Annotated in this window: 20 protein-coding genes and 1 tRNA gene; 18 read left to right on the top strand and 3 right to left on the bottom strand. The window is 34.8% G+C overall.

The window, feature by feature from the left end:
- The first annotated feature begins 168 nt into the window (after nucleotides 1-168).
- From thrA to REB14_RS06115, 9 genes are all read left to right on the top strand, one after another.
- Nucleotides 169-2616 carry a bifunctional aspartate kinase/homoserine dehydrogenase I gene (gene thrA / locus REB14_RS06155; protein ID WP_309521768.1) on the top strand — a complete coding sequence of 816 codons (2448 nt, stop codon included), beginning with the start codon at nucleotides 169-171 and terminating at the stop codon, nucleotides 2614-2616.
- Between the two features lie 9 nt (nucleotides 2617-2625).
- On the top strand, nucleotides 2626-3552 hold the full coding sequence (locus tag REB14_RS06150; protein ID WP_309521767.1) for a homoserine kinase: 927 nt from the start codon (nucleotides 2626-2628) through the stop codon (nucleotides 3550-3552).
- 15 nt (nucleotides 3553-3567) lie between these two features.
- Nucleotides 3568-4872 (top strand): threonine synthase, encoded by a 1305-nt coding sequence (thrC, locus tag REB14_RS06145; protein ID WP_309521766.1) that lies wholly within the window; start codon nucleotides 3568-3570, stop codon nucleotides 4870-4872.
- Nucleotides 4873-4876: 4 nt separating this feature from the next.
- Entirely contained in the window at nucleotides 4877-5245 is a 369-nt protein-coding gene (gene folB, locus REB14_RS06140) for a dihydroneopterin aldolase (RefSeq protein WP_079243111.1), read from the top strand.
- A 36-nt stretch (nucleotides 5246-5281) separates the two neighbouring features.
- On the top strand, nucleotides 5282-6646 hold the full coding sequence (locus REB14_RS06135) for a DUF4403 family protein (protein WP_079243112.1): 1365 nt from the start codon (nucleotides 5282-5284) through the stop codon (nucleotides 6644-6646).
- A 51-nt stretch (nucleotides 6647-6697) separates the two neighbouring features.
- Nucleotides 6698-6937: an RDD family protein gene (locus tag REB14_RS06130; RefSeq protein ID WP_309521803.1), complete on the top strand. Its 240-nt coding sequence runs from the start codon at nucleotides 6698-6700 to the stop codon at nucleotides 6935-6937.
- A gap of 171 nt (nucleotides 6938-7108) precedes the next feature.
- Nucleotides 7109-7179 (top strand) — tRNA-Cys (locus tag REB14_RS06125).
- A 93-nt stretch (nucleotides 7180-7272) separates the two neighbouring features.
- Nucleotides 7273-7716 (top strand): CPBP family intramembrane glutamic endopeptidase, encoded by a 444-nt coding sequence (locus REB14_RS06120; RefSeq protein ID WP_079243114.1) that lies wholly within the window; start codon nucleotides 7273-7275, stop codon nucleotides 7714-7716.
- A gap of 987 nt (nucleotides 7717-8703) precedes the next feature.
- Nucleotides 8704-9537: a glycosyltransferase family 2 protein gene (locus REB14_RS06115; RefSeq protein WP_309521765.1), complete on the top strand. Its 834-nt coding sequence runs from the start codon at nucleotides 8704-8706 to the stop codon at nucleotides 9535-9537.
- 452 nt (nucleotides 9538-9989) lie between these two features.
- Here REB14_RS06115 and REB14_RS06110 read toward each other — a convergent pair whose 3' ends face one another.
- Nucleotides 9990-10430, bottom strand: a complete 441-nt coding sequence (locus REB14_RS06110; protein WP_079243116.1) for a hypothetical protein — start codon at nucleotides 10428-10430, stop codon at nucleotides 9990-9992.
- A 355-nt stretch (nucleotides 10431-10785) separates the two neighbouring features.
- On the opposite strand from REB14_RS06110, the gene REB14_RS06105 reads away from it, so the two are divergent.
- The 8 genes from REB14_RS06105 to REB14_RS06070 all read left to right on the top strand — a co-directional run bounded on the left by REB14_RS06105 (nucleotide 10786) and on the right by REB14_RS06070 (nucleotide 20084).
- Nucleotides 10786-11337, top strand: coding sequence for a YMGG-like glycine zipper-containing protein (locus REB14_RS06105; protein WP_079243117.1), 552 nt, complete (start codon nucleotides 10786-10788; stop codon nucleotides 11335-11337).
- A gap of 56 nt (nucleotides 11338-11393) precedes the next feature.
- Entirely contained in the window at nucleotides 11394-13031 is a 1638-nt protein-coding gene (locus REB14_RS06100; RefSeq protein ID WP_309521764.1) for an LIC_10190 family membrane protein, read from the top strand.
- A gap of 50 nt (nucleotides 13032-13081) precedes the next feature.
- The gene (gene aroC / locus REB14_RS06095) at nucleotides 13082-14152 is read left to right on the top strand and encodes a chorismate synthase (protein ID WP_079243119.1); all 1071 of its coding nucleotides are present in this window, start codon (nucleotides 13082-13084) and stop codon (nucleotides 14150-14152) included.
- Between the two features lie 17 nt (nucleotides 14153-14169).
- Nucleotides 14170-14733, top strand: a complete 564-nt coding sequence (locus REB14_RS06090; protein WP_079243120.1) for a thioredoxin family protein — start codon at nucleotides 14170-14172, stop codon at nucleotides 14731-14733.
- A 9-nt stretch (nucleotides 14734-14742) separates the two neighbouring features.
- Nucleotides 14743-15282: a TlpA family protein disulfide reductase gene (locus REB14_RS06085; RefSeq protein ID WP_079243121.1), complete on the top strand. Its 540-nt coding sequence runs from the start codon at nucleotides 14743-14745 to the stop codon at nucleotides 15280-15282.
- A gap of 83 nt (nucleotides 15283-15365) precedes the next feature.
- The gene (locus REB14_RS06080) at nucleotides 15366-15707 is read left to right on the top strand and encodes a YkvA family protein (protein WP_034694904.1); all 342 of its coding nucleotides are present in this window, start codon (nucleotides 15366-15368) and stop codon (nucleotides 15705-15707) included.
- A 121-nt stretch (nucleotides 15708-15828) separates the two neighbouring features.
- Nucleotides 15829-17208 (top strand): orotidine-5'-phosphate decarboxylase, encoded by a 1380-nt coding sequence (gene pyrF / locus REB14_RS06075; RefSeq protein ID WP_079243122.1) that lies wholly within the window; start codon nucleotides 15829-15831, stop codon nucleotides 17206-17208.
- Between the two features lie 53 nt (nucleotides 17209-17261).
- Complete coding sequence (locus REB14_RS06070) at nucleotides 17262-20084, top strand: aminopeptidase (protein ID WP_309521763.1); 2823 nt, start codon at nucleotides 17262-17264, stop codon at nucleotides 20082-20084.
- 184 nt (nucleotides 20085-20268) lie between these two features.
- On the opposite strand, the gene REB14_RS06065 is transcribed toward REB14_RS06070, so the two are convergent.
- Nucleotides 20269-21078: a T9SS type A sorting domain-containing protein gene (locus tag REB14_RS06065; protein ID WP_079243124.1), complete on the bottom strand. Its 810-nt coding sequence runs from the start codon at nucleotides 21076-21078 to the stop codon at nucleotides 20269-20271.
- A gap of 155 nt (nucleotides 21079-21233) precedes the next feature.
- On the bottom strand, nucleotides 21234-22103 hold the full coding sequence (locus tag REB14_RS06060) for a T9SS type A sorting domain-containing protein (RefSeq protein ID WP_309521762.1): 870 nt from the start codon (nucleotides 22101-22103) through the stop codon (nucleotides 21234-21236).
- 156 nt (nucleotides 22104-22259) lie between these two features.
- Between REB14_RS06060 and REB14_RS06055 the strand changes: the two genes are divergently transcribed.
- Complete coding sequence (locus tag REB14_RS06055; RefSeq protein WP_079243126.1) at nucleotides 22260-25487, top strand: hypothetical protein; 3228 nt, start codon at nucleotides 22260-22262, stop codon at nucleotides 25485-25487.
- The last annotated feature ends 13 nt before the right edge of the window (nucleotides 25488-25500 follow it).

Raw genomic sequence — 25500 nt, 5'->3', positions numbered from 1 at the left:
ATTTCTTCCCTGAAATCACTTATTTCAGGCATATCTTCTGTTTCTACATTCGGAATTACAACAATTACCCCATAACGGGGTAGATTTTCACATATTATTCCCGGTATCCGTACTCTTTTTTTTAAAAGAGTATATCATTCTATTTATCCAACTTCAAAAAAATACTTGATGAAAGTTTTAAAATTCGGCGGAACATCAGTCGCCCATTCTCAGAATATCTTACTGGTGGAAAAAATAATAAAAAGAGAATCTTTAAAAAGCAAAGTTGTTGTTATTGTATCAGCACTTCACGGTGTTACTGACCAACTGATCAAAGCCGCAGAACACGCTTCTGTAAAAGATGAAAATTATATTCAGATTGTCAAGAACCTTGAGGAAAAACATATCAATCTGGTAAAAGAACTTTTTCCAATTGCAGAACAAAGTTCATGGTTAAGTTTTGTAAAAAAACATTTCAATGATATCGAAGAGCTCTGCAGCGGGATTGCTGTACTTGGTGAGCTTACTGACAGAATAAAAGATAAAATTGCTTCTTACGGAGAATTTCTGTCTTCAAATATTATTGCAGCAAGACTTCAACAAGAAAAATCAGACTGCGTATGGATGAATTCTGCAGAGCTGATCAGAACAGACAGTAATTTCACTCATGCAAAAGTAGATTTTAAATGTACTGATAGTAATATTGCCAATTTCCTGAATAAAACCCCAAACCGTATTCTTTTAGGTCCTGGGTTTATTGCTCATGATGAAAAAAAAAATACAACCACATTAGGAAGAGGTGGTTCCGATTATACGGCTTCTATTATTGCGGCTTCTATTGATGCAGAAGAACTTCAGATCTGGACAGATGTAAGCGGGATGATGACCGCTGATCCGCGTCTGGTCTCCAATGCTAAACCTATTTCAGAAATTTCTTATCATGAAGCGATGGAACTATCACATTTTGGGGCAAAAGTGCTTTATCCACCTTCCATTCAGCCTGTGATGGTAAAAAATACAAACCTGATCATCAAGAATACTTTTGATCCGGATGCACCAGGAACTTTAATTTCTCATCAACCGAGATGTTCCGAAGATGAAAAGCAGATTGTAGTAGGAATTTCAAATATGAACAATATTGCCCTGCTTACCCTTGAAGGCAGTGGAATGGTAGGAATACCCGGAATTTCAGCAAAATTATTTCAATGTCTAAGCCATGAAAAAATAAATGTAATCCTAATTACACAAGGATCTTCAGAACATTCTATCACCATTGCTATTGAAGAAAAAGAAGTTTTGCGTGCCGAATATGCCATCAATACTTCTTTTGCAGATGATATTAACCTGAAAAGAGTGTATCCTGTAAAAATTGAAACAGGACATTCCATCGTGGCTTTGGTAGGAGAAAATATGAAAAGTAGAAGTGGAGTGAGTGCAAAAATGTTTGGATGTCTCGGAAATAATGGGATTAATATAAGAGCAATTGCACAGGGATCTTCAGAAAGAAATATCAGCATTGTGATTTCAGAAAAGGATAGTAAAAAAGCGGTTAACGTACTTCATGAAGAATTTTTTGAATCTGAAATAAAGCAAATCCATCTGTACATCTGTGGAACAGGAAATGTAGGTTCAAAACTAATACAGCAGGTTTATAACCAAAATGATTATTTAAAAGAAAACTTTTTGATCAACCTGAGAATTGCAGGGATTTCCAATAGCCGTTATATGCTGTTTTCAGATCAGGGAATCTCAATGGACAGCTATGCTAACTGGGAACAACATGGTGAAAAAGCCTCTGCCAGAGAATTTGCTGATGAAATTATCCGCAGAAACCTTAGAAATTCGGTTTTCGTTGATGTAACGGCAAGCGCTAACATTCCTGAAGTGTATGAAAGCTTATTAAAAAGAAGTGTGAACATCGTGGCCTGTAACAAAATTGCGGCTTCTTCAGATTTCAAAAAGTATAAAACTTTAAAAAATACCGCAAGAAATCACAGCTGTAATTTCTATTTTGAAACCAATGTAGGAGCAGGGCTTCCGGTAATAGGAACCATTAATGATCTGATCAAAAGCGGAGACAGAATTCAATCTATTAAGGCTGTATTGAGTGGAACATTGAATTTTGTATTTAATGAGTATGATGGCAGCAGAACGTTCTCTGAAGTAGTAGCTCAGGCTCAGAAGGAAGGATATACAGAGCCGGATCCAAGACTTGATCTGTCCGGAACAGATGTAGCCAGAAAAATTTTAATTCTGGCAAGAGAGGCAGGATATCCGCTTCAGTTTGAGGAAATTGAAAACATAAGTTTTCTGCCTGAAGAATGCATGCAGGGAAGTGTTGAAAACTTCTACGAAAAGCTTACAGTATATGAAGATCATTTTAAAAACTTATTGATTAAAGCTAAAAACGAAGGCAAAATATTAAAATATGTTGCAGAATTTGAAAACGGAAAAGCTAAAGTAGGGCTACAGCATATTGCTCCGGATAGCGATCTGTTTCACTTATATGGAAAAGACAATATTGTCATTTTTAAAACTTTAAGATATTCAGAACAGCCATTGGTTGTAAAAGGAGCCGGTGCCGGCGCAGATGTAACGGCAAGTGGAGTTTTTGCAGATATTATCCGTTCTATTTAAAATATAATTATGAAAAAAGTAAAATTAAAAGTACCAGCCACTGTTGCCAATCTGGTTTGCGGATTTGATATTTTAGGAATGGCTATGCACGATCCTTATGATGAGATGGAATTCAGATTATTGGAAACCCCAGAAATTATTATAAAACATACAGACTCTTTCGGACTTCCTGAAAAGCCTTCCAGTAATGTTGCCGGGATTGTTCTCTTAAAAATTCAGGAATACTTTAATCTGAAAAACGGCTTTGAAGTCATTATTCATAAACATATAAAGCCCGGAAGCGGGCTCGGCTCCAGTGCGGCAAGTGCCGCCGGAGCCGCCTTTGGTGCCAATGTGTTATTAGGAAACAAACTTTCCAAAGAGGAAATGGTTCATTTTGCCATGTTTGGAGAAGAGCTGGCTTCAGGAGTACGGCATGCAGACAATATCGCTCCTTGCATTTATGGTGGAATTACGCTGGTGAAATCTACCAAGCCGGTGGATATCATCCCTCTGAATAGTCCTGATTTATTTGTAACTGCCGTTCATCCACAGGTGGAAGTTAAAACCTCAGATGCCAGACAGATTTTAAAGAAAAATATCACTTTAAAAAGCGCTGTTGAACAATGGGGAAATATAGCCGGGCTCGTAGCTGGGATTCAGAAGAATGATTTCCCGTTGATTGGCAGAAGCCTCAACGATGTCATTATAGAACCTATCCGCAGTATTTTGATCCCGAAATTTAACGAAATCAAAGAAAAAAGTCTGCAATTAGGAGCTTTAGGTGGTGGAATTTCAGGATCTGGGCCTTCTATTTTTATGCTTTCTGAACAAAAAGAAACTGCAGATAAAATTGCCCAAATGATGAAATCAATATATGAGGAAATTGAAATAGAAAGTTTTGTATACGTTTCAAAAATAAATCCGGCTGGTATTCAAATCATTGAAGAAGCTTAATCATAAAAAACAGAAATGAAATATTATAATTTAAAAGACCATCTGGAAAAAATTAATTTCGGAGAAGCAACAATAAAAGGTCAGGGAAAAGAAAAAGGATTGTTCTTTCCTGAAAACATTCCCCAGTTGAATGAAGAATTTATTAAAAACCTTCATCAGTATTCCAATGAAGAAATTGCTTATCAATGCATGAGAGATTTTGTGGGCGATGAAATTCCTTCACAAGTATTAAAAGAGATTGTTGCAGAAACCGTCAGCTTTGAAATTCCTTTGGTAAAAATCAATGAACAGATATCTATACTGGAATTGTTTCATGGCCCTACTCTAGCTTTTAAAGATATTGGTGCGAGATTTATGAGCCGCTGCCTGTCTTATTTTCTGAAAGATCAGCAGAAAAAAGTAACTGTTCTTGTTGCCACTTCCGGAGATACCGGAGGCGCTGTTGCCCATGGATTTTATAAAATTCCGCAGATTAATGTAGTTATTTTGTATCCTAAAAACAGGGTAAGTCCGGTGCAGGAGAAACAGTTGACGGCATTAGGCGAAAATATTTCGGCACTAGAAGTCAATGGCAGTTTTGATGATTGTCAGAATCTTGTCAAGCAGGCTTTTTCAGATGAAGAAATCAACAATCAGTTATTTTTGACTTCTGCTAATTCTATCAACGTTGCAAGATGGCTTCCCCAGCAGATTTATTATTTAATTGCATTAAAACAATGGATTCAGCAGCATAAAGAACATCCTGTAATCTGTGTACCAAGTGGTAATTTCGGAAATATCTGTGCCGGACTTCTGGCTCATTTCAGAGGATTACCTGCCAGTCATTTCATTGCAGCCTGTAATGCCAATCATGTAGTTCCGGATTATTTTACAACTCAGAACTACCAACCACAAAAAGCGATTGCTACTCTATCCAATGCAATGGATGTAGGAGATCCTAGTAATTTTGTACGAGTTCTGGAGCTTTTTGGGCATCAGTTTGAAGCTTTAAAATATAAAATATCGGCATATTCCATTAATGATGACCAAACCATGAGTACCATCACAGAAGTTTATGAAAAATACGGATATATTCTGGAACCTCACAGTGCCGTAGCCTTTGCTTCAATGGAAAAATATCTGCAAGAAAATCCCAATCAAAAAGGATTTATCCTGGGTACTGCTCATCCGGTAAAATTCCCTGATGCTGTGGAAAAAGCGATTCATACCCAAATTGAAATTCCGGAATCATTGAAGGAACTTATGGAAAAGGAGAAAAAAACTGTAGAAATAAATTCAGATTTTGAAGAATTAAGACGATTTTTGCTTCATAAAATCTGATGCAATGAGCAAAATATATCTTGAAGATGTAAGAATATATGCGTACCATGGTGTACTTCCTGAAGAAAATACCATCGGTACCTATTATATTCTGAATGCAGAACTTCATACCGATCTGTGGAAAGCAGCCACATCCGACGATTTGCATGACACTATAAGTTATGCAGATATCAACAATATCCTTCACTGTGAAATGAAAATAAAATCCAAATTACTGGAACATGTAGCGGGAAGAATCATCACAAAAATTCATGACAGCTTTCCACAGGTCGATTATATTAAATTAAAAATCACCAAAACAGCTCCACCTATGCAGGGAGAAATGAAAGGAGCGAGTATTGAGTTGGAAAAGAGTTTTAAACCGGAAAATTAAAATTCTTATTTTCGTTTCATTAAAAAAACATACAAATTGAAATTCGTTAAAATATTATTTTTAGTAGCAGGAATCAGCGTTTTTGGCCAGGCCGGCGTTGATAATCAGTTGGCGGCTTATAATTTTCCGAAGATAAAGTCCAGTATTACAATGCCTGTGACCATTCCCCTTTCGGAACTGAGCAATATGATCAATGCTTCCGTGAAAGATCTTGTGTATCAGGATGATTCTTATACAGACAATAATAATGATCAGTTTAAGGTAAAAGTATGGAAAACAAGACCCATTCGCCTTGTAGGAGGAACCAGTCAGAATTTACTGATTGAAGTTCCTTTAAAAATATGGGCTGAAAAAGGAATTGGTACATTAGGAGTATATACCTATCAAAATACCACTTTCGAAACGGTAATGTCTTTCAATACCACCGTTACTTTTAAAAATAACTGGACCATTACCACCAATACCCGGCCCAATGGCTTCAGATGGGTAACAAAACCTGTTCTGGACTATGGAAGAATACAGATTCCTATTACCTCCATTGTTGAAAAAAGTTTAAAAGAGCAACAGGAAAAATTCTGTAAAACTATTGATCAGCAAATGGCTACACAGCTGAATTTCCAGCAATATGCGTTAATGGCGTGGAATACTTTCCTTCAGCCCTTCAATATTTCTGAGGAGTATAATACATGGCTGAAAGTAAGCCCTGTGGGAGTCAATATCACTCCTTTAAAATTTTATGGAAACCAGATCAATGCTACCCTTGGTGTAGATATTTTTTCTGAAACTTTTACAGGAAATAAACCTGCCGCTTCTTCACCAGTAACCAGTGTTGTCAATTTTAATACAACACCTACCGTTGCTGACAAGTTTATTCTGCAGACGACAGCCAATATTCCTTTTACAGAAGCTAGTAATATGGCAAGAAAAACGTTTCTAAACAAAGAGTTTGATGTGCGTGATTCTAAAGTAAAAGTAACAGATATCAGAGTATACGGTGTTGATGACAGAGTAGTTATTGAGGCTCAAACTGATGGTTATATCAAAGGAACTTCTATTATTTCAGGAATTCCGGTGTATGACGAAACAAAAAGAAAAATTGTATTGTCAGAAACCAAATTCAAACTAAAAACTACCAATATTCTGCAGAAAACAGCTTCTCTCCTGTTTCAGGGGAAAATCGTAAAAATGATTGAAGAAGAATATGGTATCCCAACTCAGGAACTGGAAGAAACTTCAAGAAAAAGTATTGAAGAAGCCTTCAACAAAGAATATTATAAAGGATTAAAGATGAATGGAAAAGTTTTCAATCTTAAACCTAGTAAAATTCTACTCAGTAATACAGGTATTACAGCGGTTATTGATACGAACGCCTCCTTAAAGCTACTTGTGAACGGATTTTAAAACTCCAATAAAAAAACTAAACTAAAAAACTATCTTTATGAAGCAACCTCAATTGAGTTTTTCTACTTCTATAGTAATGGAAATATAATATGGCAGCTCTTTATTGGAAATTTCAATTATTGTGTGTATTACTTTTTGATGGAAAACTTTTTAGATGGAAGAACCGTTGCAAAGTATATTACCGGAACCAAAGTAATCAGTACAGACGATACAAAGCCAACTACCCAGCAATTTTTTTACAGAAGTCTTTCCAGAATTGTTCCTTTGATGGGATATCTTTTCTTGGTGTAAACGGATGGCATGACAGCTGGAGTGATACAAGAGTAATTAACATCAAAAATTATCAGGCTGAGATTCAAGCAAAAAGAGAAATTGAAGATCTTGGGAGGAAAGAATTTGCTTAAAAACTTTTGTTCATAAAGAAATTTCACTATATTTGCACACCTCAAAAATGGTAAAAATGGTACTTTGGCCGAGCGGCTAGGCAGTGGTCTGCAACACCATCTACAGCGGTTCGAATCCGCTAGGTACCTCAAAAAAAACCTCTAAGTTATTTAGAGGTTTTTTTGTTTTGATACTTTTAGCTTTTTTAGTATTCCATTCTTTTTTATCATCAATATTTACGTATGAAAAAATTACTATCCTTCTTCATCATTTCATTTTCTCTTGCTCTTTTGAATGGATATTTCTTTAATTTCATTAATGATACCTATTTTCATTTTGATGTCAATCAAAATAGACACAACAATATTTCGAAAGAAGAACTAAACTTCATTGCAATATTCATCGCACCTTTTCTGGAGACTTTTCTATTTCAATATCTCCCTTACCTGGTTTTAAGCAAATGGATGAAAATAAATAATAGAATGCTCTGCATAATCATTATGAGCAGTATTTTTGCCTCTATGCATTATTATAATGGGCTGTATATCGCTATGACATTCTTTGGCGGTATTATTTTAAATAATCTTTACATCTATTACAACAAGCACGCTCATCAATACAGTTTTATTCTAACAGCACTTTTCCACGGACTATTCAATCTTTATGGTTTTTTATTTATAATGTAATATACTATTCACAAAAAAAAAGCTCTTCCAGATCAAAGAAGAGCTTGATAAATAATGTAAAAAGTAATGATGGATAGAAAATTATCTCGTTCAAAAATAGAAGTTTGATCCAACATACTTTTATGAGTAGCGTCATATTAGGGTAAAAAAAATCCCCGGAAATTCCGAGGATAAAAACTAATAACCATGAAAACTCAAATTAAACATGAGTTACATTTCTATATTGAAAAATCGTGCCAAGAATAACGATTTCGAGAAAAAAAGTTATTTTCTTGTTATGACACCATTTTCACCAATTCAACATTTAAAACAGATTTTACTGATACCTTAAAAACCTCTTCATAATTACCTTTAATAATTTCAGATAAATCTAATGCTCCGGCAAAAGTATTAAAAAAAAAAATAATTTACATTTTAATAAAATAAAATTTACATTCAGGACATAAAAAAAAATTAAAAGAGCTGATCTGCCATAAAAAGGATTTTCGATAACAAATTGGCACATTCCCTACATCCTCCATAAAAAGATTAATCATCATGATACAAAAAAGTTATGAAAAATTCCATGAAGATCAACATAAAATATCATATAAATCCTTTATATAAAAAGCCCCCAGAAATGGAGGCCTCAAAAAACACAAATGATGAAAAAAAATTTTATATCAGAGATAAAAATTATTTTATCTATTAATTCTTAGCCAAAGATATACCAGTCTTTTTTTTTATTTTATGAGTATAATCATAAAATTATTATTTCTTTTAAATACAGAATTTTCAGGCTATCCACTTTATTTCTCAAAAAAAGACAATAATCAAAATTTATATGATTATAGTTCTTGTGCTTGGTAAAATATTCTATTCTTAAAAAAGTACAACACACTTCGTAGTGTGCAAAATATAAGAAAAAAATACTAGATATATAATGATTGAGATTATGTTTTCCGTATATATTATTTTATAATTTTACACTATTAATTCAAAAAAACCGTGACAAATTTTTCTATACTTATAGCAAACTATAATAATGGAAAGTATTTCAAGGAGTGCTATCTTTCATTAATCAATCAAACCTATGAAAACTGGGAAGTGATTATTATTGATGATGCCTCTACAGACGATTCGGTAGAGATCATAGAGTCTCTGATTAAAAATGACTCCCGTTTTAAACTTTATCATAATGCCCTTAATGAAGGCTGTGGATCTACGAAAGCCAAATGCATGAAATATGCTCAGGGAGATTTATGTGCATATCTTGACCCTGATGATGCTCTTCATCCTGAGGCGCTGGAAAAAGTAGCGCTGGAATTTGTGAACAGAGATGATCTTGCTGCCATATATTCTCAAATGATACTTTGCAACGAGAACCTTGTTCCTGAAAAAATTTATACGGGTACTAAACAAATTTATAACAATCGTTATTTCTTCAACTACCCCATTCAGTTTGCCCACTTTTTCACCTTTAAAAGAGAGGTTTATTTAAGAACTACAGGAATTAATCCGAATCTGAAAAATGCGGTAGACCAGGATCTTTATCTGAAAATACTGGAGCAGGGAGAAGTAAAATACCTCAAAGAACCTTTGTATCTCTACAGACTCCATTCCAATGGAATTTCTCAGGATAAAGCAAAACAAAGTGCAAAAGAATCTTTTGCAAGAATAATCCATGAAACGATGCAAAGACGGGGAATAAAAACCATTAACCACAAAACCGTTCCTGAGGTTTTTACCAGTTCAAATGAAATTTTTAATCTTCTGAATTACCAGACCAACAGAATGCACCGCATCATTAGCAAAATAAAAGTTACTTTAGATAATATATAAATAAAAGGCTGTTCTATTTGAGCAGCCTTTTATTATAAAATATGGAATGAAAATGTTTGTAATAAAAGTATCAGTTTTTGAACAATTATTATATGCGTAAAATCATAAAAGCATTAAAAAGAAAAGGCCTCCTGACGGAGGCCTAAAAAACACAAATGATGAAAAAAATCTATTTAGAAAAATCCAAACAGAATATGGTAGAATCATTCAGCATGACTAATATATTTTACATTTTCTAAGAAGAAAATATAACCCAATATCACAACAGAAGAATGAATACTTTCTATAAGAATCAAGATGCCCCGCTGAAGACTAATCAAAAATAATTTGCATTACGAAATGCTTTATAGGTTATATTTAATCTAAAAACCATATATAATTATTGAATGATTGAAAACATCTTCATCTCTGGAATGGGTAAATTTAGCTAAATATTTGTTTGCTCACAAGGCTTATTCTTCCCAAATGATCGGAATATATACGGTGATATATCCATCAGAATCTACCTGTGCATCAGAAACTGTTGCAACTACTGTTCCATAGCCAACCCATCCTCCCTGTCCCTGCATTGCAGAAAAAATATAGGTTCCTGCAGGAAGCGCATCATAATATTGTGGAACAGATTGAAATCCACCACCATAATAAGTATCATACACTTCTCCAGTTGTCATATTTTCAGCAAGGAAACTTCCTACATCATAATTTCCTGAAAGAATTTTTGTTCCGTTTTTTGAAAGAAGACCATAACGAATCTTATAGGTCTGAGTTTCGGGTGTTTTATCAGCTATTTCTGAATTGACTTTATGTAGTTCTGCTATTTCCCTGGAGGAAAAGGAGGTAGCAACAGTCAGCAATCCTATCAATGCTGATACTGTAAAAATTGATTTTTTCATATTAAAAAGTAATTTGGTATTCAAAAATACTCAACTTATATGAATTTAATAAAAACTATCAATGAAATAAAATTTACAAATACTTTTAAAAATAAACAGAGAAAAGGAACTATTCTGATAGCATATAGTTCAATTTATTTTATTTTCACCTATGAAAATATACCATCAAAAAAAATCAATCTTTATTCTTAGACCTCCGGAATCTACCATTAACAGTATAAAACTGATCATTATATAAAATTAACTCTCTTTTTAATTATCACTTTTAACACTTATTAACTAAAATTTGGCTTCATAATTGAAAATAGAATTAAAATCAAAGTCATTTTGGCTTTATCGTATTAAAATTTGAATTATGAGAAAGATAGTATTAGCAGGTTTTTTATCCGTCTTTTTAATGACGGCCTGCAAGAAAGATGACAGTGTTGCTGAAAAGTCATTGGAAGCACAGAAACTTGAATTTCAGGCCAGACAACTTGAAATAGAAAAACAAAAGCTGGCTATAGAAAAGGAAAAAATGGTATATGAAGCTCAAAAAAAAGCAGACAGTGTATCAGAAAGCAAAAAAGCGAGAGCTGCTGCTGAAAATAATTCAAAACCACAGGTGATCAGAGAAACACGAACAATATATAGAGACAGAAGCTCAAATTCTGGCTCAGGAAGCAACAACGGAAGTTATGCCAATAACGGAAATGGTACTTCACAGGGAACTACTCAGAAAAAAGGATGGAGTAAAGCTGCCAAAGGAACCGTCATTGGTACTGTAGGCGGAGCCGCTGCCGGAGCCCTTATCGCTAAGAAAAACAGAGGATTAGGAGCTGTAATTGGTGGTGTTGTAGGTGGTGCAACCGGATATACTATTGGGAGATCACAGGATAGAAAAGACGGAAGGGTACAACCCCGTTAATAAATATTTTTAATGATAGAATATAAAGATTGCTTACTTTTAAGCAATCTTTTTTTATGATATTGATTCTGCTTTCTTCTATTTTCATCATTCCTGTCCTGATGGGCTGGGGAAAGATCATGGAAAATATGTGGGGAATTTTATTTCAGGGAATCTCTGGAAAAATTTTATCCGGAATCCTTGGAATTTGCCTGATATGGGCAATTATTTCTTTTTTCATTCCCTTAAATATCAATGTGGAAGCACCTTCAATACTATTGGGATTATTTTCTTTCTTTAAAAATAAACTTTACCAGGAGTTCCGTCAATTTTCAAAAAAGGATTTTATTATATTAAGTGTAAGTTCTCTGATCGTTATATTCGCAGGTTCTTTCCATCCTTATATATTGGATCACTTCGGGTATTATATCCCTACATTGAAATGGCTTACAGAATATGGGCTGGTAAAGGGTATCTCGAATGTAGACCTCACCTTAGGACAAATGTCTGTCTGGCACATTTTTCAGGCAGGATTTTCGAATTTTTCCGACCCGTTTTTAAGAATCAACTCTATACTGCTTGTCATCTACAGCATGTATAGTATTGAACGAAAAAACTGGATCCATCTTTGTTTTCTGCCGATACTCCTACTGTTTTCCCAGTCTCCAAGCCCGGACCTTCCTGTTATTATCTTTTCCTTGATTATTTTAAATGAAATTGTAGCCGGAAACAGAAATACCATGCTCCTTTTTGCATTTTCAGTTTTTGTCTTTACGATAAAACCTACGATGATATGGCTGCCCATACTGGTTTTCTTAAGTTCTGTTTTTATTTTTAAAAGTCACTTTAAACAACTTATTTTAGGGAGTTCAATACTATTTTTATTTTTCATTAAAAATATCTGGACATTTGGATATCCGGTTTTTCCGATAGCAATAGGTGATATAGGAGTATCCTTCTGGAAGCCTGATCCTGAGATTTTAAAAATTTCTTCACAATTTGCCATCATGAAAACCTATGATATGCAGTACACCTATGAGGAAATTCAAAAATTCTCGACCGCAGATTATATCAAAAACTGGTTTTCTCTGGAAGGGATCAAATCCAAAATTAATATTCTCTTTGTTCTGAGCTTAATTATTTTCATAGTATTCGCCTGGATAAAAAAGAAAAAACTTATCACCCTGATCTGCATTTCATTGTTGATAAAAAGTATATTAGTTCTTGTATTTTCAGCCCAATACAGATTTTTTATAGATGTCTTTTTTGTGATATTCTTTATTTTATTTTACGAATATTTTGATCAAAAGAAATCCATTATTGTCTTTTCAGCACTCAGTTTATTATTTATTTCTACCTTATCCTTTCCGGAATTTATCCAGAGATATATTCCAAGTTTCCGGGTGGGAAGTTTTATGACCGGATTTGAAAAAGAGCAGATGTACAAGCCTTCAACCTATGAATATCAGCAATTTGACACATTTAAGGTGGGAAATTTAAAGTTTAATGTTTCTCACCATTATCCCTATAGTTTTGACACTCCACTTCCGGCAATTACTCTGGCTTATCTTTTTGATGATTTGAATGCAGGTATTTTTCCACAGCTTTCAGACAAAAATGATATCAAAAAAGGGTTTATCCCGAAAAAAATGACTTCAGAAGAAAAAGAGGAAGCCCAAAAGGTTATCAATAATATCAAAAACATTGATAAATAGAACAAATCCAGAAACTTTATTATCTGAAGAAAAAAAGGTAATTTTGTATCATGTTCAACACATTAGGTAATCTTCTTAGTCTTACAACATTTGGAGAAAGTCACGGAGTGGCTTATGGCGGTATCATCAATAATTTTCCGGCAGGTTTAGCGGTAGATCTCGATAAAGTTCAGTATGAATTGAACCGAAGAAAACCCGGCCAGTCAGCAATCGTTACACAAAGAAAAGAAAGTGACACAGTAAAGTTTCTTTCCGGAATCTTTGATGGGAAAACAACAGGTACGCCAATTGGTTTTATCATTGAAAACGAAAATCAGAAATCAAAAGATTATGACCATATCGCAGGTGCATATCGTCCAAGTCATGCTGATTTCACCTATGATCAGAAATTTGGTTTCAGAGATCATCGTGGAGGAGGAAAATCTTCTGCCAGAGAAACAATGAACTGGGTAGTAGCCGGCGCACTTGCCAAGCAACTTTTACCCAACATTGAGATCAATGCTTATGTATCTTCCGTAGGTGATATTTTCTGCGAAAAACCTTATCAGGCTTTAGATTTTTCTCAAACAGAAAGCAATGATGTTCGTTGTCCTGATGCTGAAACTGCTGAAAAGATGATTTCAAGAATCAAAGAAATCAAAAAAGAGGGTAACACTATCGGAGGAACCATCACCTGTGTGATTAAAAATGTTCCTGTAGGAATTGGTGAACCTATATTTTCCAAACTTCAGGCTGAGCTTGCAAAAGCAATGCTGAATATCAATGCCTGCAAAGGTTTTGAATACGGAAGCGGTTTCTGTGGAGCTAAAATGACGGGAAAAGAACACAATGATGCTTTCAATACAGATTTTACTACAAAATCTAACCTTTCCGGAGGTATCCAGGGGGGAATTTCTAATGGAATGGATATTTATTTCCGTGTAGCATTCAAGCCTGTAGCTACTATTCTGAGACCTCAGGACAGTATCGATAAAGACGGAAACCCAGTAATCGTAGAAGGAAAAGGGCGTCACGATCCTTGTGTAGTTCCAAGAGCCGTTCCGGTAGTGGAAGGCCTTGCTGCATTTGTATTGGCAGACCTGTTTTTGATCAATAAAACAAGAAACATCAATAATTTTTAACATAAATATTTTTAGTAATGAAAAATTACTGGGATAAAGGAATTTCTTTTGAAGAATATCTTCAGATTGCAAAAGAAAGATTAGAAAATCCGGCCAACCAACAGGAACTTGACTATAAACAATATTACGAATTAGGTCTTCAAAGAATGGACAGAACGGTAAAAAAATACGTTCCGGATGAAGATCAACTGAAAGAACTTGCTGCCAAAAATTTTGACGGAAAGATTTTAATCATTTCCGAAGCATGGTGTGGAGACGCAAGCGCAACAGTACCCGCTCTTTTCAGATTTTTTGAAGGGCATAATGAGGTAAGAGTCTTCCTGAGAGACAGTGATAAAAGTTTAATCAACCAGTTTTTGACCAATGGTACAGAGTCTATTCCTAAAGTAATTATCCTTGATAAAGACCTGAATGTAAAAAATTCATGGGGGCCACGTCCCAAATATGGATATGAGCTCCTGATGAAATATAAAGCTGATCCTGAAGCCTATCCAAAAGATACTTTCTATAATGATCTGCAGATATATTATGCCAAAAACAGAGGAAAAGATGCTGTTCAGGAAATTTTGGATCTTCTATAAACAATAGATATGAAAAAAAATGTCATTTATCTTGTAATTATTGTCATTATCGCTGGTGTTGCTTTTATACCAGGGGTAAGAAACTTTCTAAAGGATACGTTCTTTCCTGTAGCCACTATAGAAAATGCAGTTCATATCAGTGAAGAGGATTATGATATAGAACTTAAAGGAATTAATGCTCCGAGCACTAATCTTAAAAACTTTAAGGATAAAGGTGTTTTCCTTAACTTCTGGGGAACATGGTGCCCACCTTGCAGAAAAGAATGGCCTTCTATTCAGAAATTGTATGATACCAGAAAAGATCATGTAGATTTTGTGCTGATTGCTATGAATGATAAGGAAGAGGATGTAAGAAAGTTTTTGAAAGAAAATAACTATACTGTTCCTGTATATATTGCTCAAAGTCCAATTTCTGAGAAAATTCTTCCAAAGGTATTTCCAACCACTTTCCTACTGGATAAACACGGAAGAATTCTTATTAAAGAGGATGCTACAAAAGACTGGAACACAGAGACTGTGCATCAGTTCATTGACAATATTATCAAATAAGATTTTAACTAAATTTTATAATTTGTTGGTACAGGATTTGCGAAATTTATACCGTTGAAAAATTTATTAAATCCAAACACAAAATGAAATATTCAAAATTAAATCTTGCAAAAGAAGCCATCAATCATAAGGGCTTTATCAAAAAGATCCCTGATATTTTCAGAATGGTCAAAATGTGGAGAAAAGGAATTTATCCAATGAAATCCATAGACATTATTCTTCCTTTACTGGGAATTTTATATGTCCTCTCTCCTATTGACCTCCTTCCTGAATTTGTGATACCGGTACTTGGAGTCATGGATGACCTGGCAGTATTGTCACTTACCATTCCTAAGCTCATTAAAGAGGTTGACAAGTTTTTATTATGGGAAGCTCAGCAAAAATACAGTGGTGCCCAAGTCATTGATGCTGAAATCGTAAAATAATAGTTTATTATATTTTTCACACCATCCTGGTTACTCCGGGATGGTTTTTTGTTTACAAATGAGTGATAAATTTTTAAGCCTTATTTCAATTCCTTAAATTTGCAATATCTAATAAAAAATAATGGAAAGTAAAAAAGAATTCTTCTTAGAGTGCTACAAACTAGGAATCATTAAATTCGGAAGGTTTACCCTGAAAAGTGGTATTGAAAGTCCTTTTTATGTAGACTTGAGACCTTTGGCTTCAGATCCTAAAATTTTAAAAAATCTTGCTAATTATTTACTGGAAATGCTTCCGTTGGATAATTTTGATTTAATCTGTGGAGTTCCTTATGCTGCGCTTCCTATGGCTACTGCAATGTCTCTGGAAAGTTATATTCCATTAATTATTAAAAGAAAAGAAGCGAAAAGCTACGGTACAAAGAAACTGATTGAAGGAATTTATCAGAAAGGACAAAACTGTCTTTTGGTAGAGGATGTGATCACTTCAGGAAAATCTTTGCTGGAAACCATTCCTGAAATAGAACAGGAAGATCTTAAAGTTTCGGATATCGTTGTGGTACTTGACAGAGAGCAGGGAGGAAAACAGTTATTGGAAGGTAAAGGATACAGAGTACATACTCTTTTCAATATTTCGGAAGTATGCAATATTCTTCAGGAAACAGGTGAATTATCTGATGAAGAAGTAAAAAGAATCCAGGATTTCCTTCAAGGGAACCACATTCAGTTTGAAGAAGAAACAAGATCTTCTTATGAGCAGAAACTTCAATCAACACAACATTCCGTTTCGAAAAAATTACTGGAAACTGCTTTAGCAAAAAAATCAAACCTTATTGCTTCTGCTGATGTTACTACAACTCAGGAGCTATTGGAACTTGCTGAAAAAGTAGGACCCCATATTATTGCTTTAAAAACGCATATTGATATTATCTCTGATTTCGAATATGAAAAAACAATTACTCCTTTAAAAGCGATTGCAGCAAAACACCAGTTCTTACTGATGGAAGACAGAAAATTTGCTGATATCGGAAATACACAGGAACTTCAGTTCACAAGCGGAGTTTTCAAAATTACAGATTGGGCAGATTTCGTAACTTCTCAGGTAATCGGAGGTTTTGAATCATTAGACTGTTTCAAAAATGTAGGAGTGGTAGCCATCGTTGGAATGTCTTCAAAAGGAGCTTTAACAACAGCCAGCTATCGTGAAGAAGCTTTAAAAGTAGCTTTATCTCATCCTAATGTAATTGGTGGTGTGTCTCAGAATAAAATTCCTGAGGATCTTTTATTATTCACTCCGGGAGTAAATCTTGCAGATTCAGGAGATGGCAAAGGACAGCAGTACAACACACCTGAGCATGTTTTCAAAACACTGCATACAGATTTCATTATCGTAGGAAGAGGAATCTACAAATCCAATGATCCTGAAGCATCAGCAATCACTTATAAAACAGAGGGATGGAATGCTTATATTAATTCTTTGGAAAAAAAAGCAATTCAGGGTTAAAATCCTATAAAGTATATACAAAATAAGTTATATTTGGGCTTTATCACGAATATTTGAAAAAGATCAGCCTTTGCCTTATTTTGTTATGTGGAGTTGTACAGGTTTCTGCACAGACAGACAGTATATACATTGAAACAAAACTGTCTCCTGACAAAAAGAATCTTGATGTCCGCCAGGAAATTGTTTATTACAATCACTCCGGAAAAGAACTTCAATCCGTAAAACTCCTGAATTGGGTTTCCGCGTACAATAAACGGGGAACCTCTTTAGTCTACAGAAAACTGGAAGACCGAAATAATGATTTGCATTTTGCAAAAAATGATCAATTGGGAAAACTCCTTGAACTGAATATTAAAAATTCTGACAATGAAGTCCTTCCTGTTAATACACTCTCAGATGAAAATCTTTTTATTCCTCTGAAAAATGTATTAAAACCTGGCGAAAGCGTCACTTTACAGTTGCAATACAGGATGCAGCTTCCCGATAAAAATTTTACGGGATACGGAACATCCGCTCAAAATACTGTATTAAAATATTTCTTTATTGTTCCGGATCATTTTGATCCGGACAATATTTCCAAAAGAAACTACCACGATATTGAGGAACAGGTAAGTTTTAATACTTTCTGGACCATCAATTTTGACATCCCTGTAAATAGTTTTGTTGAAGGTAATCTTCCGCAAGTTCAGATGAATTCATTTAAGGGATATCTTGACTCAGATCCTGAATTTTTGATTTCTCCAACAGAATTTCAATCCATCAAAACGAATGTTGACGGAGATGAAGTTGAAATCAAATTTGGATATAATCTGAAGCCGGAAGAAAAACAAAACCTCGAGTTTTATCTTCCTTTACAATTAAAATTCATTAAAGAACGCATCGGATTTCTTCCGAAAAGTATTTTTATTTCAGATAAATTCCGAGCTAAAGAAGACTTTTTCGGAAATAATGATATTACTTTCTGGAAGTTCAAATTCCGTCTGTTTACCGATACGGAAAAGACTGATCTGGATTATTTTGGAATCATTGCCAAGAAAATTCTTGATGAAGGCGTGATTGCGGATAAAGAAAAAGATCACTGGTTTAAAAATGGTTTAAAAGCTTATCTTGAAATTCAGTATCTCAAAAAATTCTATGGTGACACAAAACTTTTAGGTACACTTCCTGAGACCAGAATATTTGGACTTAAACCTTTAAAGTTATTCCATGCATCCAAAGTAAAACTTCTGGACCGCTATGGACTTTCCTATCAGTATATCATGCTGCAAAACCTTGATCAGAAGATTGATGAACATTTCCCTGTTTTGAGTAATTTCAATGATATGGCTATCAGTAGTTTTGAAACGGGAAGTCTTTTCAACTACTCGGCAGACAAAATGGGATACGATCAATTCAATGGAATTGTAAAAAATTATATTTCTCAGAATTCCGGAAAAAAAATTAATCCTGATGAGTTTCTGGCTTCTCTTTCTGAAAATAATAAATCAACTGCCTACCTCTCGAACTTTTTCAAACAGAAGAACAGGGTTGATTTTAAATTAAAAAACATTAGAAAAGATAACGATTCTCTACAAATAAAAATTGTAAGGAATACAGATGTTTCTATTCCTGTAAAACTGGAAACAGAAACCAAAGAAGGAGAAAAAAAGGCCTACTGGATAGATACCGAAGAAAATGAACGTACTACCAGTCTATCTCTCCCTGCATCAGAAAATATTTACAAAGTCACCTTAAATAGTGGCTATACTTTCCCTGAATCCAATTACAGAGATAACTTCTTATATGCAAAAGGATTGTTTTCCAATGCAAAAAAAATTAAACTTAAACTAATAAAAGATATTCCCAATCCGGAATACAACGAAATTTACATCAGCCCAAGAGTGCGTTTCAACAATACGTATGATAAATTTCTTTTGGGAGCCAATTTTAAAAATCAGTCTTTCTTTGATCAGAAATTCCTGTATTCAGTAACTCCAACTTATAGTACAGGAACAGGCAAACTGACCGGTTCAGGAGCTGTTTCCTATTCTATTCTGCCTGCAGAAAGTATTATCCGAAGTCTGACATTTGGACTTTCAGGCTCTTATTTCCATTATGATTATGATCTTGCCTACAGAAAAACCTCAATATCATCTTCCATTAACTTCAGAAAGAACCCAAGAAGTACAGTAAGCAGAAGTCTGGGAATTTCCTATAATTATTTTGAAAGGGATCTGAGTGCTAAAATGATCGCCAATAATGATTACAGTAAATATAACCTCTGGAGTATCGGATATGGTTATAGCGATAGCCAGATGATTCATGAAAAAAGCTTCAGCTTAAGCACCCAGGGAATGGAAGATTTCAATAAAATAACAGCTGAAGGCTTCTACAGATGGGAATTTGCACCTAAACAAAAGTTGAGCTTGCGTTTATTTGCCGGATACTTCTTAAGAAACAATACCCGAAATAATCTTTTTGATTATGGGATCTCAAGGGTTTCCAATTATTCATTCTCCTACACCCTTTTGGGAGAAAGTGCTAGCAGTGGTCTTCTTTCTCAACAATTTATATTAGCTGATGGTGGTTTTAAATCTTTTCTTCCGGGAACAGTGAACCAATGGATTACTTCTGCCAATGTAGATTCAAGTGTCTGGAAAATATTCCACGTATATGCAGATGCCGGAGTTTATAAAAACAAAGATCTTCCTGCCAAATTCATCTGGGACACCGGAGTTAAAGTAAGAATCATTCCAGATTTTCTGGAAGTTTATTTCCCGATACAGTCTTCTTTAGGATTTGAACCTTCATTCAAAGATTATGGGAAACGTATCAGATATACTTTAATTCTTAATCTCGGGTCAATTATTAATGCAGCGAGAAGAGGCTGGTATTAAGATTCGTGATAACAAAAAAGATGGTCTCAAAAGTCAAATAAATTGGCTTTTGTCATTGACTGCGTCGAATCTTCGATTTCTGACGAAGGAAGAATCTTATTTGCAGCCAAGCTCATAAGATTCTTCACTACATTCCATTACGTTCAGAATGACACTTTTCAAAGAAGCTATTTCTTATTTAAAACTAATCTTTTATAATTTTCTGCGAGATAGGAATATTGTTAATTGTTCCTGTGACAATATAAGTTCCTTTTGGAAGCTCTGCGATATCAAGAGTTGAGGCCAGTTTAGTCGGTGATTTTTTAACAACTTGTCTAAATGTATCATACACTTTCACATCTTTCACCTCAGTTCCGAACACTACTTTACTGTCTTTTATGAATGGATTCTGTACAAAACCTGATTTTACACTTCCTTCAAGAGAAAAGTCTGTCATATTATCATTACTACCTACCAAAGTTCTTTTGATAGCTGTGGTTGTAGTGGGAGAAGGAGCTGGTCCGTCTCCTTTAAACTGATCTGCATTGGATCCGTATCCTACAAAATCCAGTACATTGGATGCAGAAGGTCCTTCCACCTGCACTATATTTCCGGCTAAAGCTACTTTTCCTGATACACTGGAAATTTTCAGTCCGGAAGATTGATTAGGCGTTCCGTCAAAATTAGTTATCGTAGTGGCAATAAAATCTGGTGTTGGTAGATTTTCAACACCTCCTTCAATTGCTGACTCCTGAATTAAATAGGTTTCTTCCGGTCCTAAAGTAAAGTCCGGAAGCGTATGATATTCCGTAAAGGCACCTATTGCCGGTGCATACTGAATACTTGCTCCCGTTAAAGAAACCAAATTAGTCCCGATATTTTTAAGGACGATATAATTATTCTTCAATACAGCCCCTGAATTGGCGTTACCACCATAGATTTCATTGATCACAATCTGGGCATTGGAAAAGGAGGTTAATACTGTAAGTCCAACAAGAGTAAAGATTTTTTTCATCGTAATAATTTTTAAGAAATGGATTGATCATAAAACATCAAAAACAATACCACCAAATTAAGAAATATATAGGATACAAAAACTTAAAAACCAGGAAACAATCACAAAAAAGCCACTTCAGTGAAGTGGCTTTTTTATTTTTATCTAAAAAGAAATTAGTCTTTAAGAACTTTCTGAGAAACCGGCTGATTGTTTACTGTACCTGTAACGATGTAGTTTCCTTTTGCCAGTTCAGCTACACTTACAGATTCGTTTTGTTTTACTGAAGTTTCTTTTACAAGTTGTCCGAACATATTGAAAACTTTTACATCTTTTACATCAGCTCCGAAAATGATCTCGTTATTTTTAACGAAAGAGTTTTTTATGAAGTTTCCTGGCTTTGCGTTTTTAGCATCAATAACCGCTAAAGTAGCACTAGATGAAGTAACCGTTAAAGAAATATCATCTATTCTCCAGTTAGCAGTACCAAGAGACGGAGTTCCTGTTCCAGGACTATCACTTCCATAAATTCTTAAGGTAACCGGAGCTGATTCTGCCCCTACTAAATTAGATCCTGAAAAAGCGATATTATTCAATGTCCATGTACTATTATTGTTAACAATTACAGTACCTATCGCTGTTGCATAGTTATCAATACTGGAATATACAGTAATTTTTCCAGGTCCTGTAGAGGTTCCTCTGGATCCTAAGTTTAAAGAATTTAAAGTTACTTTATTACCGGCAACAGGAGTAACAGTTACACTAAAATAAGTACTTGTCGCAGTTGAAAGAACCTCTTTAAAAGCTGCAGCACCAAAATTGCTGGATCCACTTGCTCCTGTATATCCTGAAGACACAGATGAAGTAGTAATTAAATTAGTAGTACCATTATTATTTCCCTGAGTTGCTGCAAATACTACACTTGAAATATTGGCATTTGTACCAGAAATAGGATTTACAGAACTCCCATCCCAAAGGTAAGTTGTTTGTGCAAAAGCAACTGCGCTCATCACAACTGTTGCAAAAAGAGAATAAAGTTTTTTCATGATTTAATTTTTTTGTTGTTAATAATTTTCTTTCCGTAACAAAACTACATTCTAATTTTTTTTTGGTGGACAATAAAGAGGTTAAGTTTTTGTTAATTATAGTTGACCTCTTAATGTTAACATTTTTTAATTATTTTTACGAATTATTTTTAAAAGTTGCGGAATTTTGTCATTCTATTCGTTTTGTTCTTCTTAGGCATATTTTCAGGAAATGCTCAGGTCTTTTCGTGGAAAAATCCCAACGTCCCGGAAGACAGCATCAAAAGAGACAGTATTCTCGCAGCAAAACTGGAACAAGACATCTTTGCAAAAGACACTCTTGATTTCATAAGAACGCATAATAAGATCATTATTGATGAAGCTGTACTGGCAAAAAATGATAAAAAGAGGTTTTTAGGAGAACTTAATTCAAAAGGTTCTATTATCCGTGGGATTACTTTTGGTAATAATCAGGGGCAATCTGTACAAAGTTCTATGGATCTTCAGATTTCTGGACGGTTATCAAAAGATGTCACTATTTTAGCGAGTATTTCAGATCATAACCTTCCTATTCAGGCTGATGGTTATACTCAGACTTTAGAGGAGTTTGACAAAATTTATATGCAGCTTAATATTAAAGATAAGTCTATCCTCAGGGCGGGACATCTTGATCTTGTAGAAGCTAAGAATTATTTTGCCAAATACCAGAGAAGAAGTATGGGACTTCAGTTCCAGACAGAATTCGGTAAAGAGAATAAGACATTCGTAGATATCTCTGCAGGTGTTGCCCGAAGTGAATTCCACAGAATACGTTTTCAGGGGGTTGAAGGTAACCAGGGACCTTATCGTCTGACCGGTAAGAACGGAGAACAATTTATCACACTGATCTCCGGTTCTGAACAGGTTTTTATTGATGGAATTTTAATGAAGCGTGGTGAAAACCAGGATTATATTATCAATTACAATACAGGTGAAGTTACCTTTACCAGTTTCCGTCCTATTTTCCAGCAGAATTTCATCACGATTTCTTATAACTATGCCAACAGGAATTATTCAAGGTATTTGTTTACAGGAAAGCTTGAGCATCAGAGAGAGAAATTCAAAGTAGGATTCAACTGGTTTATGGAAAATGACAACAAAAATGCACCTCTTTCTCTAAACCTTTCTAAAGAAGATGAGCAAATTCTTGCCGAAGCCGGAAATAATCCTGACCTGATGTATGCTCCTTCAGGAGTGATAACGGAATATGATGTCAATAAAATTTTATACAAATTAAGTCCCGCAGGTAACTTCTATGAATATTCTACGGATTCAAGTTTAACGCTTTATCAGGTTTCTTTTACCTATTTCGGAGTTAATCAGGGAGACTATAAAATAGCACAGACCACTAACAACGGACGTGTTTTTGAATATGTGGGTCCTAATGCCGGAGATTACAGAGCCGTAAGAAAACTACCTTCGCCACAGAAATCGCAGGTATACTCTCTGAACTCTGAATATCTGCTGAACGAAGGGAAAATAGGTGCTGATATCTCGTTGAGTAACTATGATGTCAATTTATTTTCATCAAAAGATTCTGATCAGAATATGGGGTATGCATGGCGTATTTTTGGAAATAAAAGCTTTACAAAGAACACATGGAGAGGAACTCCAAGCTTTGAATATCAATATATAGACAGACAGTTTCATATCCTTGACCGTATCAACGATGTAGAATTCTCCAGAGACTTCAACCTTACACAGGAATTCAATAAAAAGACCCAGAACAGATTTACTTTCAGCTTCCTTAATAAATGGAATAATAAATCTACGCTGAATTACCGCATCAATTACCTGAATGAACAGGATTCTTACAAAGGGATTAAAAATGACCTTGACTTCGGCTGGCTGACAGGAAAATTCTTTACTAAAGGAAATCTGTCTTATCTGAGCACCAATGCTACTCTTCAGGACACGAAGTTCATCCGTGGTGGAGTTTCAACAGAATTTACCGGTAAAAAAGGAAGCTGGGCCATTGGTGGAAGTATGGAACATAACGAGAAAAAGTACAATGATACTCAGCTTTTGGATGTCACAAGTTTCAGCTGGAAAGAAATCTTTTTGCAAAAGAAAATCGGTGACAGTACAAGAACCAAATTATTGGCGAAAGTATATATGAGAGATAATGACTCAGTACGTGATAACAGACTTCAGAATATGAACAATATTTTGGGGATCATGGCTGAAAGTCAGATTATCAAGACCGAAAGAACTAGTTTAAATGCTCTAATTCACTACCGAAAATTCTTCTATGCAGGTGCAGAAGGTGAAGTAACCCGTAATAATGATTTTGTTGTTGGAAACATCTTATACAACCAACAGCTGTTCAGAAATGGTATGCGTCTTCAGGCTTTCTATGAACTGGGGAACGGACAGGAAGCCCAGAGGGAATTTCAGTACATTAAAGTAACAGACGGACAAGGTGTCTATAAATGGACGGATTATAACGGAGACGGCGTTCAGCAGCTGGACGAATTTGAAATCGCTGAGTATTCAGATCTTGCCCAATATATCCGTGTGTATACTAATTCTGTAAGATACATTCCTTCCAATAAAAATAAATTGCAGTTGGCCTTATTTGTCAATCCGGCCATTGTTTTCAATTCTGAAAACGGATTTTTAAAACGTTGGAATTTCAATATTTCATTAAACTCTCAAAACTCATTCTACAAAAAGGAAAAAGTACTTGTTCTGAATCCTTTTGAAAAGAACAGTGATCAGATCCTTAAAAATCAGAACATTCTTGCTTCCGTGCAATTTAACCCAACCGATAAATCAGGCTGGAACGGAAATTACAGATTCATCACCAATGATAATCTCATCAATGCCAATTTCAGCAATGAAGAACGTGAGCAAACTTCCCATTTCCTGAATATAGGATATTGGTTCAATAAAGAATTCAGAGTAGATTGGGAAAACTCGGTTCACGATATCCAGAACTCCTCCCAATTATTTAAAACAAGAGATTATCGTCTCAATAATTTTGAAACCAAGCCTAAAGCAACTTATAAATTTACAGATGCCATTCAGGCTGAATTATCTTCTGCTTTCCGCCAGAAACAAAGATTGGATGGTGAAGAACTTCTTAAAGCGTTTGATGTTACGGGAACCATCCAGTGGGAGCGAAGAAAAACGTCTATCCGTGGAAACTTCTCATTCATCAGTAACAATTTTACAGGAAACAATTTCAGTATTGTAGGAAACCAGATGCTGGATGGACTTAAACCTGGAAAAAACCAGGTATGGAGCGTATTTATCCAACAGGCTATCAACTCGTTTATCCAGCTGAATCTTAATTACGAAGGAAGAAATTCCGGTGACAGAACTATTCATATCGGAAGTATGCAGGTAAAAGCAAGTTTCTAATAATGACCGTTAT

It is taken from the genome of Chryseobacterium metallicongregator, assembly GCF_031324065.1.
In the GTDB taxonomy this organism is placed as follows: domain Bacteria; phylum Bacteroidota; class Bacteroidia; order Flavobacteriales; family Weeksellaceae; genus Chryseobacterium; species Chryseobacterium metallicongregator.
The sequence above is the reverse complement of the archived record's forward strand: the minus strand, read 5'-3'. Positions and strand labels throughout refer to the sequence as shown.